Here is a 14,315-nt window from a genome sequence, read left to right on the forward strand (position 1 = left end):
GTGTCGCGCCCTATTTCGGTGCCATGCGCAGCGAGCCGTCGAGGCGCACCACTTCGCCGTTCAGGTACGAATTCTCGACCATGTGCAGGGCGAGCGCCGCGAACTCGTCGGCGTGGCCGAGCCGGCGCGGGAACGGGATCGCGGCGGCGAGCGAGTCCTGGGCTTCCTGCGGCAGGTTGGCGAGCAGCGGTGTGAGGAACAGGCCGGGCGCAATCGTCAGCACGCGGACGCCGAACTGCGCCAACTCGCGCGCGATAGGCAGCGTCATGCCGACGATGCCGCCCTTCGAGGCCGAATAGGCCGATTGCCCGATCTGGCCGTCGTAAGCGGCAACGGAAGCCGTGTTGATGATGACGCCGCGCTCGCCGCTCGCCTGCGGCTCGAGCTTGGACATCTCGGTTGCGGCGAGGCGCAGCATGTTGAAGGTGCCGATCAGGTTGACCTTGATGACCTTCTCGAAATCGGCAAGCGCCATCGGGCCGTCGCGGCCGACGACGCGCTTGGCAACGCCGATGCCGGCGCAATTGACCAGCACGCGCGCGGGGCCATGGGTCTTGGTCGCCTGCGCGATCGCAGCTTCCGCGGAGGCGGCATCGGAGACGTCGCAAGTCACGGCCACGCCCTTGATCTCGGCGGCGACAGTCTCGGCGAGCTTGGCATTGAGATCTAACACCGCGACCTTGGCGCCCTGCGCCGCCAGCTTTCGCGCGGTCGCCGCGCCCAGTCCCGATGCGCCGCCGGTGACGATGGCTGCCTGATCCTTCAACAACATGGCGTTCTCCTGGTGCGTTGGTTTCTTAGCCGACCGATATCACACGGTCCGATGGATTGGCGGCGTAGAGCTCCTCGATCAGAAGGCTGCGATGCTCGAGCACCGCGCGCTGGTTGATCGAGCCCTTGTCGGTGACCTCGCCCTTGTCGATCGAGAGCGGCGTGTCCATGAGGATCGCGCGCGTGATCCGCGTCGAGGACCCGGTGGCCGCGCCGAGAAAGCGGGTCAGTCGTTCGCGAAATGCCTCGCGCACCAGCCGGTCGCGGGTCGCGACAACGAGATCGTCGGTCGGCAGCGTCGGGTTGATCAGCCGGCAGCCGTCGAGATCGAGCACGACCAGCGCTGAGACCTCGTCACGGTTGATGCCGGCGATGACGACGTCGCGTACCAGCGGTGCGCAGGCCGCAACGAAGCGCGCGCGCAACGGGCCGACGCTGACCCATGTGCCGCTGCCGAGCTTGAAATCCTCACCGATGCGGCCGTCGAAATCGAAGCCGGCGTTGAAATCATCGGGATCGACGGGCTTGAGGGCATCGCCGAGCTTGTAGAAGCCTTCTTCGTCGAACGATTTTGCGGTGATGTCGGGCTGGCGCCAGTAGCCGGGCATCACGTTCGGCCCCTTGCAGCGAACTTCCATCTTGCCGTTGTTCGGCACCAGCTTGGCATCGTTGCCAGATACGGGAAGCCCGACATGGCCGGAGCGGCTGGTGCGCGGGTTGACCGACATGAAGAACGGCGCGGTCTCGGTCGCACCCAAGCCGGTCAGCATCGGGACGCGGTAGCCTTTTTCCTTCACCGCGAGCTCGTCGAGGCTGTTCCAGACGAACGGCGACAGGGCCGCGCCCGAGAAGAACATCGCGTGCAGCCGGTCGAAGAATTTTGCGCGCAGGCCCTGGTCGTCGCGCAGATAAGGCAGCAGCGATTCGTAGCCCTTGGGCACGTTGAAATAGACCGTCGGCGAAATCTCCTGGAGATTGCGCACGGTTTCCTCGATGCCTCCAGGCACCGGCTTGCCGGCATCGAGATACATCGAGCCGCCATTGTAGAGCGTCAGCCCGATATTGTGGTTGCCGCCAAAAGTGTGATTCCAGGGCAGCCAGTCGATGATGACGGGCGGCTCGTCCTTGAGGAAGGCGAGCGTCTCGCGCAGCATTACCTGGTTGGCGCAGATCATGCGTTGGGTGTTGATGACCGCCTTGGGATTGCCGGTCGAGCCCGAGGTCAGCAGGAATTTCGCGATGGTGTCGGGGCCGATCTTGCCGTGGACCTCGTCCAGATCCCCGCGGATCGGCGTCGCCATGAGGTCGGCGAGCGAGGTGACGTCGCGGCCCGGCACGTGGCCGTAGGAGGCGGCGATCTCGGTGCCGAGCGAGACGTTGGCCGCGAGCGCGGCGGCGAACTTGTCGGCGTCCTCGGCGAAGACGAGGCCGGGCGTCAGCAGCTGCATCAGGTAGGACAGCTTGCCGTAATCCTTCGACACCAGCGAATAGGCCGGCGACACCGGGCAGAACGGAATGCCGGCATAATACGCGCCGAACGCCAGCAATGCGTGGTCGATCGAATTGCCGGAGAGGATGACGACCGGCCGCTCCGCCGACAACCCGCGCGCAATGAGCCCTGAGGCGATGTGCCGGCTCGCGGCGAGCAACTCGGCATAGCTGATCTTGCGCCAGAAGCGGCTGCCTTCGCGCTCGGCCATGAAGACGCGATCGGGCGTCGCGCTCGCCCAGTGATGCAGGCGGTCGGTGATGCGGGCCGGATAGTCGCCGAGCGGATGTTTGGGCCGCAGGTAAATCGTGCCGTCGTCGCGCCGCTCGATATTCACGACGGGGTCGCCGAACGAAATGGGCCGCAGCGGGGAAGTGCTCGCGCCGCGCTCCATGCTGGAAGAGGACGGCTGCGCGCTCATGATTTCGGCTTCACCTTTGCGGTCTTGTGTTCGAGAAACTCGCGGATCCTGCGCTTGGCTTCCTTGTCGCTCTGCGCCACCGTCGCCATCAGCGATTCCATCAATAGGCCGGTCTGCGGATTGGCCTCCGCGATCATCGGCAGTGCCTGGAGCACGGCGAAATTCGTCAGCGGCGCGTTGGAGGCGACCTTGGTCGCAAGCTCCATCGCCTTGCCGAGGCCGTTGCCGGCTTCCGTGACATATTGCGCAAAGCCGTAGGAGGCGCCTTCGGTCGCGGTATAGACGCGGCCGGTCAGCATCATGTCCATCATCCTGGCGACGCCGATCAGCCGCGGCAGGCGCACCGAACCGCCGCCACCGACGAAGATGCCGCGTTGCCCCTCCGGTAGTGCGAAATAGGTCGAGGGTTCGGCGACGCGGATATGCGCCGCACAGGCGAGCTCCAGCCCGCCGCCGATCACGGCGCCCCTGAGCGCCGCGATCACGGGCACCCGGCTGTACTGGATGCGGTCGAACACCCGGTGCCACATCTGGGAATGGAGAAGGCCGCCGGTGGCGTCATGGTCGGTCAGCTCGGAGAGGTCGAGACCGCTGGAGAAATGGTCGCCGATGCCGTGGATGACGACCGCGCCGATATCCTCGGGCAGGGACGCAAAACACTCGCCGATTTCCAGGATGATGCCGTCGTTGAGCGCATTGCGCTTGGCCGGCCGGTTCAGGCCGACGGTCAAAACCCGGTCCGCCCGCTCGATCCTCAAAAGCCCGGAGGCGCCCGCGTCAGCGGTCTCGGCGTTTCCCTGTGTCATTTGCGTCCTTGTCAGAATAGTTATGTTGTATAACGAATTCAGGGGGAGTCAATACGGCTGACGGCGGGGAAGCCAATGCGTAGTCCGGAAAAGGACGACACTCCGGATGCAGACCTCGTACCCGAATGCTCGACGCGCAAGGTTGGGATAAATATCGCGGACGCCGCTTCTATCCGGCCGCTACGCCGCCTTCGTTCCACTTTGGGGTTGCGCCACAAGATTGATACCCATGGCGTGGAGAACTTTTATCACAGTGCCGAACTCGGGTTTGGCCTCGCCGCCAAGCGAGCGATACAAGTTCTCACGGGATAGACCGGCCTTTTCGGCAATGGCGCCCATGCCCTGAGAGCGGGCTACGGCGCCGATTGCCATCGTTATTGCGGACGGATCGTCGGATTCAAAGGCTTCGGTGAGATAGGCCGCAACCATCTCGGGGCTGTCGAGGTACTCCGCAGCATCAAATGATTTCAGTTTTGCCATCGCTCAGACCTCCAATTCGCTCGCGATCTTCTTTGCCAACGCTATGTCCCCTGGCTGGGAGCCTTTATCGCCACCGCAAAGAAGAACGATGATCTCCTCGCCTCGGGGAACGTAGTAGATCCGGTATCCGGCGCCCTCATGGACTCTCATTTCGCTGATGCCGCCTCCGACCGGAGCAACGTCTCCCGGATTGCCGAGCGCCAACCGATCGATCCGGGCGAGGATTTTTGCCTTCGCTCTCCGGTCTCGCAGGTTTCTAAGCCAGTCAGAGAATTCGTCGGTTCTCTTGATTGTCGGCATGTGTAGCGTATACGCTACAAACGCCGCGATGTCAATGGACTAGCCGGCCTTTGGCGCGGCGCGACGCGTTCACATCACCTGATGCACGTCGATCACCACGCGGTCCGCATGCCGCGCTGCCGAACCGACAAAAATGTGCTCCATCAGCCAGCGGTATTTCTCATGCCCGGTCTCGAACTTCGGCACGGTGCGGAAATAGATTAGCTTCGGGTCCACCGGCTCGCCGCGCTTGAGCTTTTGCAACAGCTCGACCGGGCCAAAGCGCATGCCCTTGTTCTCGACATAGACGATGGCGCCGTCGTCGGTTTCGAACGCGTACTTCGCTTCGAGATCGATCAGCTCATTCGGGCGGATGGTCTGGAAGTCGGCGCCGAACGGCAGCACCTTGCCGGTGATCGCGCCCGAGACCTCGCCGCCGATGATCGGGATGATGCGGCGAATGCCGATGCCGGTCTCGCCGGCGGTGACGACGTCGCCGATCTTCGCGGTAACGGTAAAGACGTATTTGGTTTCCAGCGCCGGCGTGGTCATCGCTTCATCTCCTCAATGCGCCATCATCCGCGTCGGCAGCCATGTCGCCAGCAGCGGGAAGGCGATCAGGATTACCAGGCGCACGAGGTCTGTCGCCACGAACGGGATCACGCCCTTGAAGATCGTGGAGAAGGAGACGTCCTTGACCACGCTCTTGATGACAAAGACGTTCATACCCACCGGCGGATGGATCAGTCCGAGTTCGACCGTCATGACGATGATGACGCCGAACCAGATCGGGTCGAAACCGAGATGCATGATCACGGGGAAGATGATCGGCACGGTGAGGATGATCATCGCCATGGCGTCCATCAGACAGCCGAGCACGAGATACATCACCATGATCAGCGCCAGCACGCCGTAGGGGCCGAGACCGAGACCGGTGAGGAATTCCGTCACCTTCTGCGGGGTCTGCGTCACCGTGAGGAAATAGCCGAAGATCAAGGCGCCGATCAGCACGGTGAACACGGCGGCCGCCGTGCGCGTCGCCTGGAGCAGCGACGCCAGAATCTTCTCGCGGTCGAGGCGGCCGGTCGCCACGCCGATGATGAAGGCGCCGGCAGCGCCGACGCCGCCGGCTTCCGTCGGCGTGAAGCGCGGCAGATAGGGCAGGCCGTAGAGGCCGCCGATCACGAACACGAACAGCAGCACCGGCGCCCAGATGTCCTTCAAGCCGGCGAAGCGCTCGCGCCACGGCAGCACCTTGCCCTTGGGCAGGAAGTCCGGCCGGAAATAGCCGATCAGGAAGATCGTGATCATGTACATGGTCATCGCCAGGATGCCCGGGATGATGCCGGCGATGAACAGCTTGCCGATGTCCTGCTCGGTGATGATGCCGTAGACGGCGAGCACGGTGGAGGGCGGCAGCATCGCGCCCAGCGTGCCCCCGGCCGCGATCACGCCGGTGGCAAAGGACTGCGGATAGCCGAAACGGCGCATCTCGGGGTACGCGACCGCGGAGAAGGTCGCTGCGGTCGCGACCGAGGAGCCGCAGATCGCGGCAAAGCCGCCGCAGGCGCCGACGGTGGCGATGCCGAGCCCGCCGCGCAAATGGCCGACAAAGCCGTTGGCGGCGCGGAACAGCTCGCGGCTCATGCCGGAATTGCTGACGAACGAGCCCATCAGCAAGAACATCGGAATGACGCCGAAGGTGTAGTCGGTCACCGTGCGCATCGAGGTCTGGCCGACCAGCTTCAGCGCCGGCGTGGCGCCGACGAGATAGGAGAAGCCGGAGACGCCGACGAGGCCCATGGCCATGCCGACCGGCACGCGCAGCAGCATCAGGGCGAACAGGGAAACGAAGCCGATAACGGCGACGGCATCGGTGCTCATGATTACTCCGTCGCCTTCAGCTTGGGGTCGTGCATGTCTTCGGGATGGAAGATCAACCGGTAGGTGCGGATCGCGATCAGCAGCACGGCGGAGACGTCGCCGATCCAGGCGATCGCGAAGAACGGCCAGGTCGGCATGTGCATGTCGAAGGTCTGGACGTTGTCATTGTAGGTGCCGCGGACCTTGTCGAACAACGTCCAGGTCTGCACCGTCACGACGAACAGCAGCACCAGGGTTGCGAACACGTCGATCCAGCGCTGGTAGCGCGGCCCGACATTGCCCCAGACCAGATCGACGGTGATGTGGGTGCCGCGATAGGAGGTCGCGGCGATGCCCCAGAAGATGAGGATGCCGAGCAGCATGCGGCCGATGTCGAAACTATCGGGGATCGCGTAGTTCAGCGTGTTACGCAGCAGCACCGACAGGAAGATGTCGAGCGCGACAATGCCGACGAAGCCGGCCGCGATCCATTCGATCGAATCGATAACGCGATCCATCCAGCTGCGCTTCATGGGGTGGTCCTAAGTGGTGTCATTCTCGTTCCCGACCCGGCTGCTGCTCTTCGCCTCTCCCCGCGTGCGGGGAGAGGCCGTATCGCATCGTAGATGCGATGCGGGTGAGGGGGACTCTCCACGAGTCCATCTCTCACTATTTTTGCGGAAGCAGCCCCTCACCCCAACCCTCTCCCCGTAAGAACGGGGAGAGGGGGAGGAGAGACCGATCGCGTCGCAGCTTCACTCCGCCAGCGCGTTGTGCTTCTTCAGCGACGCCTTCAACTCGCCGAGCGCCGCGTCCGGATCCGCGCCGGCCTTCTTCGCGCCGTCGCTCCAGGTCTTCACCAGCGGCTCGGCGGCTTTCTTCCAGGCGGCGGTCTGCTCGGGCGTCAGCTTGTAGACCTCGTGACTGGACTCCGCCTTGACCTTGTCGATGCCGGCATCCTCGAACTTGCCCCAGTGCTCTCCGACGACGCCGGCCATCTCGACCGTGCAGTTCTTGTCGATCGCGGCCTTCTGCTTGTCGGACATCGCATTGTACTTGTCCTTGTTCATGACGAACACGAAGGTCGTGGTGTAGAGCGGCGCCTCCATGTCGTATTTGGTCACCTTGTCGATGCCGAACAGCACCAGCGAGCCCCAGGGGAAGGTGACGCCGTCGGCGACGCCGCGCTCGATGATGTCGCGCACTTCAGGCGCGGAGGACTGCACATTGGTGCCGCCGAGCGAGGTGACGAAATTGGCCATGGTGGCGTGGGCGGGGCGGATCTTGAGGCCCTTCACGTCCTCCGGCATCACGATCTTCTTGGTGCGGGAGTGGAAGGAGGAGGGCGAGTGGACGAAGGCGAGGCAGTATTTGACGTCCTTCATCTCCTTCTCGGCGTATTTGCGATACCAGGCGTCCAGCCCCATCGAGCCGCCCTTGGCATCCGAGATCAAGAACGGCAGCTCGCCGGCGCCGATGATCGGGAAACGGCCAGGCTGGTAGCCGGGATTGACATAGGTGACGTCGGCGATGCCGTCGCGCGCCATGTCGTAATGGTCGAAGGCCTTGCCCATCTGCTGGGCCGGAAACACCTTGCCCTTGATGGTGCCGCCGGAATCCTTCTCGACCGCCGCGGCCCAGTCCTCCAGCGATTTCTGCAGCGGATGCGAGGCCGGCACCCAGTGCGAGATCTTCAAATCGAAGGTCTTGTCCTGCGCGAACGCAGGGCTCACGCTTGCTGCCAGCAGCAACGCCAGACAGGCTTTCCTCATCACGCGTCTCTCCCTCTTTTGACGGCGGGCTTCGATGGCCCGGTCTCGTTAATTAACATGTTATCTAATTGGCCGGCGCGTTCAAGCCGGAACTGGCGCGACGTGCTGCCGCGCAGTCCCTTTTGCCCAACCGTTATATGATATAATTATCGTGCGCGGACGGCTGCGACAAGCGAGCCGCGACGAAAGCCTACAGGATCGGGAGGAGCAAGTATTGCGGACAAAAGTCGCAATCATCGGGGCAGGTCCGGCTGGATTGTTGCTTGGGCAACTGCTGGACGGCTACGGCATCGACAATGTCATTCTGGAGCGGCAGAGCCCGGACTATGTGCTCGGCCGCATCCGTGCCGGGCTGCTGGAGGAGGGGACTGTCGCGCTGCTCGACCAGATCGGCGCCGGCGCGAGGGCGCATGCCGAAGGGCTGGTGCATGAGGGCATCGAGCTCGCCTTTTCCGGCAGCCGTCACCGCATCGACATGAAGGCGGCGACCGGCAAGACGGTCATGATCTATGGCCAGACCGAGGTCACGCTGGATCTGATGAATGCGCGCAAGGCCGCCGGTCTCACCTCGGTCTACGAGGCCAGGGACGTGCAGCCTCAGGATTTCGACGGCGGTCACCCGCGCGTAACCTATGTCAAGGATGGCGTCACCCACACCATCGATTGCGACTTCATCGCCGGTTGCGACGGGTTTCACGGCGTCAGTCGCGCCAGCGTTCCGGCTTCGGCGATCGAGGAGTTCGAGCGCATCTACCCGTTCGGCTGGCTCGGTATCCTCTCCGATACGCCGCCGGTCAGCCACGAGCTGATCTATTCCAACCACGCCCGCGGCTTTGCGCTGTGCACCATGCGTTCGACCAGACGCAGCCGTTATTATGTGCAGTGCGCGCTCGACGACCATGTCGACCAATGGCCCGACGACCGCTTCTGGGACGAGCTCAGGCGCCGGCTCGACCAGGAGGCGGCCGACAGCCTGGTCACGGGCCCCTCGATCGAGAAGAGCATTGCGCCGCTGCGCAGCTTTGTCGCCGAGCCGATGCGCTTCGGCAGGATGTTCCTGTGCGGTGACGCCGCCCATATCGTGCCGCCGACCGGCGCCAAAGGGCTGAACCTGGCCGCGAGCGACGCGCATTATCTGTCGAGTGCGTTCCGCGAGTTCTACGACGAGAAATCCAGCGCCGGGATCGACGCCTATTCCACCAAGGCGCTGGCGCGGGTCTGGAAGGCCGTGCGCTTTTCCTGGTGGATGACCTCGATGCTGCACAAATTCCCCGACACCGGTACGATTGGCGCGCGCATCCAGCTCGCCGAACTCGACTACGTAACGCAGTCGCAGGCCGCGATGACGTCGCTGTCGGAGAATTATGTGGGGCTGCCGTTTTAGAGGCGCGACTGGTACCGCATACTCCGTCATTGCGAGCGCAGCGAAGCAATCCAGAATCCCTCCGCAGTGACAGACTGGATTGCTTCGTCGCTTCGCTCCTCGCAATGGCGACGGCGCCGCCCATTTCAAACACCCGCGCAAATTCCGTTTAAAACTTTGTAGGTGGTGCATCCGTCGCGTCCGCCGCGTTCAATGGCGGCAGCCACCAACGTGAGACAGACATGACCAGCACCGACATTCCCGCCGGCTTCGAGCCGCATTTCCGCAAGGCCCCGCTCACCGACCCCTGGGAGCCGCTTTACTCCAGGAAGACCGACAACGGCGTCACCGTGGGATTGCGGCTGGCAAAGCCGCACACCAATGCGCGCGGGCTGATCCATGGCGGCCTGATCGCGGCGCTGGCCGATGCCGCCATGGGCTACAGCTGCGCGCAGGCGACGGGCTGGACGACCTCGTTCGTCACCATCTCGCTGTCGGTCGACTATGTCGGCGCCGGCGAGATCGGCCAATGGCTCGCGGTCGAGGGTGAGGCGATCAAGACCGGCAGCACGATCTGTTTCGCGCAGTGCCTCGCGAAGTCCGACGGCGCCGTGATCGCGCGCGCCAGCGGCACCTTTCGCGTGGTGCCGAAGAAGGGATAGTTGTCATTCCGCGGCTCGCGAAGCGAGAACCCGGAATCTCGAGATTCCGGGTTCGGTCCTGCGGAGCGCCCCGGAATGACAGTTGTCATCCAAACCTCCACTCCGCGGTCTCCACCACGAGATCGACGAAGGCGCGCACCTTGGCGGAGAGCAGGCGCGAGGTCGGGTAAACGATGTGGATCGGCAGCGCTGGCTGCTCGTAGTTCGCCAACACGATTCTGAGCCGTCCGCGCCGCACTCCCTCGGCGGCCTGATAGGCCAGCACCCGGGTCACGCCGCCGCCGGCCTCGGCATATTGCAGGGCGGCGTCGGCGCTGTTGCTGGCGAAGCGTGGATTCGGCGCGACTTCGATGTCGCGGCCGTCCTGCACGAAGCGCCAGTTCGCGGATGGACCGAAGGCGATGGTCTGATGCGCAAGCAGCGCCTCCGGCGTCTTCGGTTCGCCATGGCGCTTCAGATAGCCTGGCGTCGCCACCACGATGCGCCGCATTTCGCCGACCTGGCGCGCGACGAGCGAGGAGTCGGCGAGATGGCCGATCCGCACCGCGACATCGACGGCATCTTCCACGAGATTGACGAGGTTGTCCGACAGCCGCAATTCGCAGGCGACCTCGGGATAGCGCTTGAGGTAGGCGATCATGACAGGCCCGACATGGAGGCGGCCGAAGCCGACCGGCGCCGACACCACCAGCCGCCCGCTTGGCCGGTTGCGCTCCTCCCGTGCCGAGCCGTCGGCCTCCTCGACATCGGCGAGGATGCGACGCGCGCGCTCGAGATAGCGCGTGCCGACGTCGGTCAGGGTCACTTGTCGGGTGGTCCGCTGCAACAGCCGCGCGCCGAGATGCTCCTCCAGCGCCGCGATCAGCCGCGTCACCGCGGAAGGGGACAGCCGCAGCTTTCGTGCCGCGGGCGCGAAGCCGCGCAAATCGGCGACGGTGACGAAGACATGCATGGCTTCGAGGCGGTCCATGGCATTATTGCATATATCGCAATGATGAAGTGTCAAGCGGCCTGATTGTTTTAGCCGTCGGAAGGTCCATATTTTGTATGGAAGACGCAGGAATGCGCCGGGATTTCAGGAGATGTTCCGATGACGGCAACTCACACCTACGCCAGCGACGTGGCATTCACGCCGGCGGTGAAGTCGATCCAGACCCGAAAGGGATCACGCGAAGGGTATGCGCATGCCGAGCAGCGCGGCTGGCGCTCCGAGGTCGATGAAAACCTCGCGGCGTTCCTGGCCGACGCCAACAGCTTTTATCTTGCCACCGCCTCGGCCGATGGCCAGCCCTACATTCAGCATCGCGGCGGTCCGAAGGGGTTTTTGAAGGTGCTGGACAAGCAGACGCTGGCGTTCGCCGACTACGCTGGCAATCGGCAGTACATCACGCAGGGAAACCTGTCTGAAAATCCCAAGGCTTACATCTTCGTGATGGACTACGCCCACCGCCGCCGGGTGAAGATCTGGGGCGAGGCGCGGGTGGTCGAGGACGACGAGGCGCTGACGACATCGCTGATGCCGAAAGGCTATCGCGCCCGGCCGGAGCAGGTGATCCTGTTCAAGATCGAAGCGTGGGACACGAACTGCCCGCAGCACATCCCGCAGAAGTTCGACGCGGCGGATGTGGCAGCGGCGCTGGCGGCGAGGGACGCGAAAATCGCGGAGCTGGAAGCCGAGGTCGCGGCGCTGAAGGGGGAGAAGCCGAGCTTACCAGCCGACGAAAGCTAGAGCGGCTTGCGCGGTGCACCCTCTCCCCTTGCGGGAGAGGGTGGCTCGTCGCGGAGCGACGAGACGGGTGAGGGGGTCTCTCCGCGAATGAAGGACTTTCCGTTTGGATAGATACCCCTCATCCGGCGCTACGCGCCACCTTCTCCCGCAAGGGGAGAAGGAAGGCGAGTTGGCGGCGACGTTACAACACACTCGCGCCTTCGTGCTGGAAGCCGAGATAGCTGGCGGCGACGCGTTCATTTGCCGCGATGTCGCTGGCCTTGCCGCTGAGCACGAACTCGCCGAGCTCCATGACATAGGCCTGATCCGCGATCTTGAGCGCGGCCTGTGCGTTCTGCTCGACCAGCAGCACGGAGACTCCGGCGGCGCGCAGTTCGGTGACGATGCGGAAAATGTCGGCGACGATGATCGGGGCGAGGCCGAGGCTCGGCTCGTCCAGCATCAGAAGCTTGGGCTCGCCCATCAGCGCGCGGCCCATCGCGAGCATCTGCTGCTCGCCGCCGGAGAGCGTGCCGGCGAGCTGCTTGCGCCGCTCCTTGAGCCGCGGAAACAGCGTATAGACCCGCTCCATCGAGGCTTTCGCCTTGCTTCTCTCGATGCGGAAGGCCCCGAGCTCGAGATTGTCCTCGACATTCATGGTCACGAACAATTCGCGATGCTCGGGAACGAGGCCAAGCCCCATGGCGACGCGGTCCTCGATGTCGAGCCGCGACAGATCCTGACCTGCGAATGAAACGCGCCCCTTCAGCGGCAAGATGCCGATGATGGCGGAGAGCAGCGTGGTCTTGCCTGCGCCGTTGGCGCCGACGATGGTGACGATCTGGTTTTGGCCGACTTCGAGCGAAACCGAACGCACGGCCTCGACCTTGCCGTAGGCGACATGGGCATCAGTGACGGACAACAGCGCGCTCATGCCGCCACTCCGAGATAGGCCTTGATCACTTCGGGATTGGTCTTGATCGTGGCGGGCGTTCCTTCCGCGATCTTGGTGCCGAAATCGAGCACCACGATGCGGTCGGCGAGGTTCATGACGAAGCCCATGTCGTGCTCGACCAGCAACACGCTCATGCCGCCGTCGCGCAGCTCCCGCAACAGCGTCGCGAGCTGCTGCTTCTCCATGTGGCGCAGGCCGGCGGCCGGCTCGTCGAGCAGCAGCAGCATCGGATCGACGCACAGCGCACGGGCGATCTCGACGATCCGTTGCTGTCCCAGCGACAGCGAGCCTGCGAGGTGATGCATCTGGTCGCCAAGTCCGACGCGCTCGATCTGGCGGGCGGCTTCGGCAAGCAGCTTTGCCTCATCAGCGCGGTCGAGCCGCAGCATCGAGGAGATCGGCCCGGAATGGCCCCGCAGATGGGCGCCGATCGCGACGTTCTCCAGCACGGTCATATCAGGCACCAGCTTGACGTGCTGGAAGGTGCGGGAGATGCCGAGCTTGACGATCTCCTGCGGCGGCGCCCTGTCGACCTTGTTGCCGAGCACGGAGATCGAGCCCGAGCTGGCCGACAGCACGCCGGTGATCAGGTTGAAGGTGGTGCTCTTGCCGGCGCCGTTGGGACCGATCAACGCGACGATCTCGCGAGCCTGAACGTCGAATGAGACGTTGTTCACCGCGACCACGCCGCCGAATTGCTTCCGCGCCTTCTCGACCTGGAGCAGGACGCTGGATTGGCCGGGGGAGCGCGTGCGCTGCTCCAGTTTGAGTGAGGTGTCCGGCTTTTTGCCATTGGTGCGCTGGGGCAGGAACGACATCAGCCAGGGCCAGACGCCGCCGGGCGCGAGCTGGAGCAGCGCCACCAGCATAATGCCGAACACGATGGTTTCGACCTGGCCGGAGCCGGGCAGGATCAGCGGCAGATAGCTCTGCAGCACCTCCTTCAGGACCACGACGAGCGCCGCGCCCAGGACGCCGCCCCAGACATAGCCGGCGCCGCCGACCACGGCGATGAAGAGATATTCAATGCCGGCCTGCGCGCCGAACGGCGTCGGGTTCACCGCGCGCTGAAGATGGGCGTAGAGCCAGCCGGACAGGCCGGCGAGCACGGCGGCATGGATGAACACCAGCATCTTCGCCCGCGGCGTGTGCACGCCGAACGCTTCGGCCGCGACATGGCCGCGCCGGAGCGCGCGGATGGCGCGGCCGGTGCGGGAGTCGAGCAGGTTCATCGTGAGCAGCGCCGAGACGATCACGGCAACCCAGATCGCGTAGTAGATCGAGCCTGGCGAGAGCATTTTGAACGAGCCGATCGACAGCGGCGGGATCGCCGAGATGCCGTCGTTTCTTCCCAAAAATTCCAGCTTGCTGAAGAGATAGAACAGCCCGAGTCCCCAGGCGAGCGTGCCGAGCGGCAGATAGTGGCCGGAGAGACGGACGGTGACGAGGCCGAGCAGCACCGCCAACAATCCGCTGACCACCAGCGACATCGGCAGCGTCAGCCAGGGCGACATGCCGTAGGCGGTCGACAGCACCGCGGTGGTGTAGGCGCCGAAGCCGACGAAGGCCGCTTGTCCAAACGAGGTCAGGCCGCCGACGCCGGTCAGCAGCACGAGGCCCATCGCGACGAGGGCCGCGAGGCCGATATTGTCGAGCAGCACGATCCAGAACGGGGGCATCCCCGGAACAAACGGGATCGCCGCCATGATCAGCGCGAAGATGAGGATGGGGAGCCGGCTCTGCATC

15 protein-coding genes are annotated in these 14,315 nt (G+C 64.3%); 3 read left to right on the forward strand and 12 right to left on the reverse strand.

From position 1 onward, the window contains the following. Positions 1-10 precede the first annotated feature (10 nt). The 9 genes from C7G41_RS06455 to C7G41_RS06495 all read right to left on the reverse strand — a co-directional run bounded on the left by C7G41_RS06455 (position 11) and on the right by C7G41_RS06495 (position 7,881). Positions 11-772, reverse strand: coding sequence for an SDR family NAD(P)-dependent oxidoreductase (locus tag C7G41_RS06455; RefSeq protein ID WP_106941778.1), 762 nt, complete (start codon positions 770-772; stop codon positions 11-13). A 25-nt stretch (positions 773-797) separates the two neighbouring features. Beyond that, the gene (locus tag C7G41_RS06460) at positions 798-2,681 is read right to left on the reverse strand and encodes a feruloyl-CoA synthase (RefSeq protein ID WP_106941779.1); all 1,884 of its coding nucleotides are present in this window, start codon (positions 2,679-2,681) and stop codon (positions 798-800) included. Continuing rightward, positions 2,678-3,487, reverse strand: coding sequence for a crotonase/enoyl-CoA hydratase family protein (locus C7G41_RS06465; RefSeq protein ID WP_106941780.1), 810 nt, complete (start codon positions 3,485-3,487; stop codon positions 2,678-2,680). The genes C7G41_RS06460 and C7G41_RS06465 overlap by 4 nt, the downstream gene beginning before the upstream one ends. Before the next feature lie 180 nt (positions 3,488-3,667). Further along, complete coding sequence (locus C7G41_RS06470; protein ID WP_106941781.1) at positions 3,668-3,967, reverse strand: addiction module antidote protein; 300 nt, start codon at positions 3,965-3,967, stop codon at positions 3,668-3,670. Positions 3,968-3,970: 3 nt separating this feature from the next. Beyond that, a complete protein-coding gene (locus C7G41_RS06475) occupies positions 3,971-4,267 on the reverse strand; it encodes a type II toxin-antitoxin system RelE/ParE family toxin (RefSeq protein WP_106941782.1) in 297 nt (98 codons plus the stop codon). Between the two features lie 69 nt (positions 4,268-4,336). Beyond that, complete coding sequence (locus tag C7G41_RS06480) at positions 4,337-4,798, reverse strand: DUF3237 domain-containing protein (protein ID WP_106941783.1); 462 nt, start codon at positions 4,796-4,798, stop codon at positions 4,337-4,339. Positions 4,799-4,810: 12 nt separating this feature from the next. Continuing rightward, on the reverse strand, positions 4,811-6,130 hold the full coding sequence (locus C7G41_RS06485) for a TRAP transporter large permease (protein WP_007599671.1): 1,320 nt from the start codon (positions 6,128-6,130) through the stop codon (positions 4,811-4,813). A 2-nt stretch (positions 6,131-6,132) separates the two neighbouring features. Continuing rightward, on the reverse strand, positions 6,133-6,642 hold the full coding sequence (locus C7G41_RS06490) for a TRAP transporter small permease (RefSeq protein ID WP_106941784.1): 510 nt from the start codon (positions 6,640-6,642) through the stop codon (positions 6,133-6,135). Positions 6,643-6,864: 222 nt separating this feature from the next. Next, the gene (locus C7G41_RS06495) at positions 6,865-7,881 is read right to left on the reverse strand and encodes a TRAP transporter substrate-binding protein (RefSeq protein WP_106941785.1); all 1,017 of its coding nucleotides are present in this window, start codon (positions 7,879-7,881) and stop codon (positions 6,865-6,867) included. 214 nt (positions 7,882-8,095) lie between these two features. Here C7G41_RS06495 and pobA point away from each other — a divergent pair, with 214 nt between their 5' ends. Both pobA and C7G41_RS06505 read left to right on the forward strand, forming a co-directional pair. After that, positions 8,096-9,265 (forward strand): 4-hydroxybenzoate 3-monooxygenase, encoded by a 1,170-nt coding sequence (gene pobA / locus C7G41_RS06500; RefSeq protein ID WP_106941786.1) that lies wholly within the window; start codon positions 8,096-8,098, stop codon positions 9,263-9,265. A gap of 221 nt (positions 9,266-9,486) precedes the next feature. Continuing rightward, positions 9,487-9,906 (forward strand): PaaI family thioesterase, encoded by a 420-nt coding sequence (locus C7G41_RS06505; protein WP_106941787.1) that lies wholly within the window; start codon positions 9,487-9,489, stop codon positions 9,904-9,906. Between the two features lie 85 nt (positions 9,907-9,991). Here C7G41_RS06505 and C7G41_RS06510 read toward each other — a convergent pair whose 3' ends face one another. Beyond that, positions 9,992-10,876 (reverse strand): LysR family transcriptional regulator, encoded by an 885-nt coding sequence (locus C7G41_RS06510; RefSeq protein WP_106941788.1) that lies wholly within the window; start codon positions 10,874-10,876, stop codon positions 9,992-9,994. Positions 10,877-10,996: 120 nt separating this feature from the next. On the opposite strand from C7G41_RS06510, the gene C7G41_RS06515 reads away from it, so the two are divergent. After that, positions 10,997-11,635 carry a pyridoxamine 5'-phosphate oxidase family protein gene (locus C7G41_RS06515; protein ID WP_106941789.1) on the forward strand — a complete coding sequence of 213 codons (639 nt, stop codon included), beginning with the start codon at positions 10,997-10,999 and terminating at the stop codon, positions 11,633-11,635. A gap of 181 nt (positions 11,636-11,816) precedes the next feature. Here C7G41_RS06515 and C7G41_RS06520 read toward each other — a convergent pair whose 3' ends face one another. Both C7G41_RS06520 and C7G41_RS06525 read right to left on the reverse strand, forming a co-directional pair. Then, a complete protein-coding gene (locus tag C7G41_RS06520; protein ID WP_106941790.1) occupies positions 11,817-12,548 on the reverse strand; it encodes an ABC transporter ATP-binding protein in 732 nt (243 codons plus the stop codon). Next, positions 12,545-14,314 carry an ATP-binding cassette domain-containing protein gene (locus C7G41_RS06525; RefSeq protein WP_106941791.1) on the reverse strand — a complete coding sequence of 590 codons (1,770 nt, stop codon included), beginning with the start codon at positions 14,312-14,314 and terminating at the stop codon, positions 12,545-12,547. The genes C7G41_RS06520 and C7G41_RS06525 overlap by 4 nt, the downstream gene beginning before the upstream one ends. Position 14,315 lies beyond the last annotated feature (1 nt).

The sequence above is a fragment of the Bradyrhizobium sp. MOS002 genome, from assembly GCF_003020115.1.
In the GTDB taxonomy this organism is placed as follows: domain Bacteria; phylum Pseudomonadota; class Alphaproteobacteria; order Rhizobiales; family Xanthobacteraceae; genus Bradyrhizobium.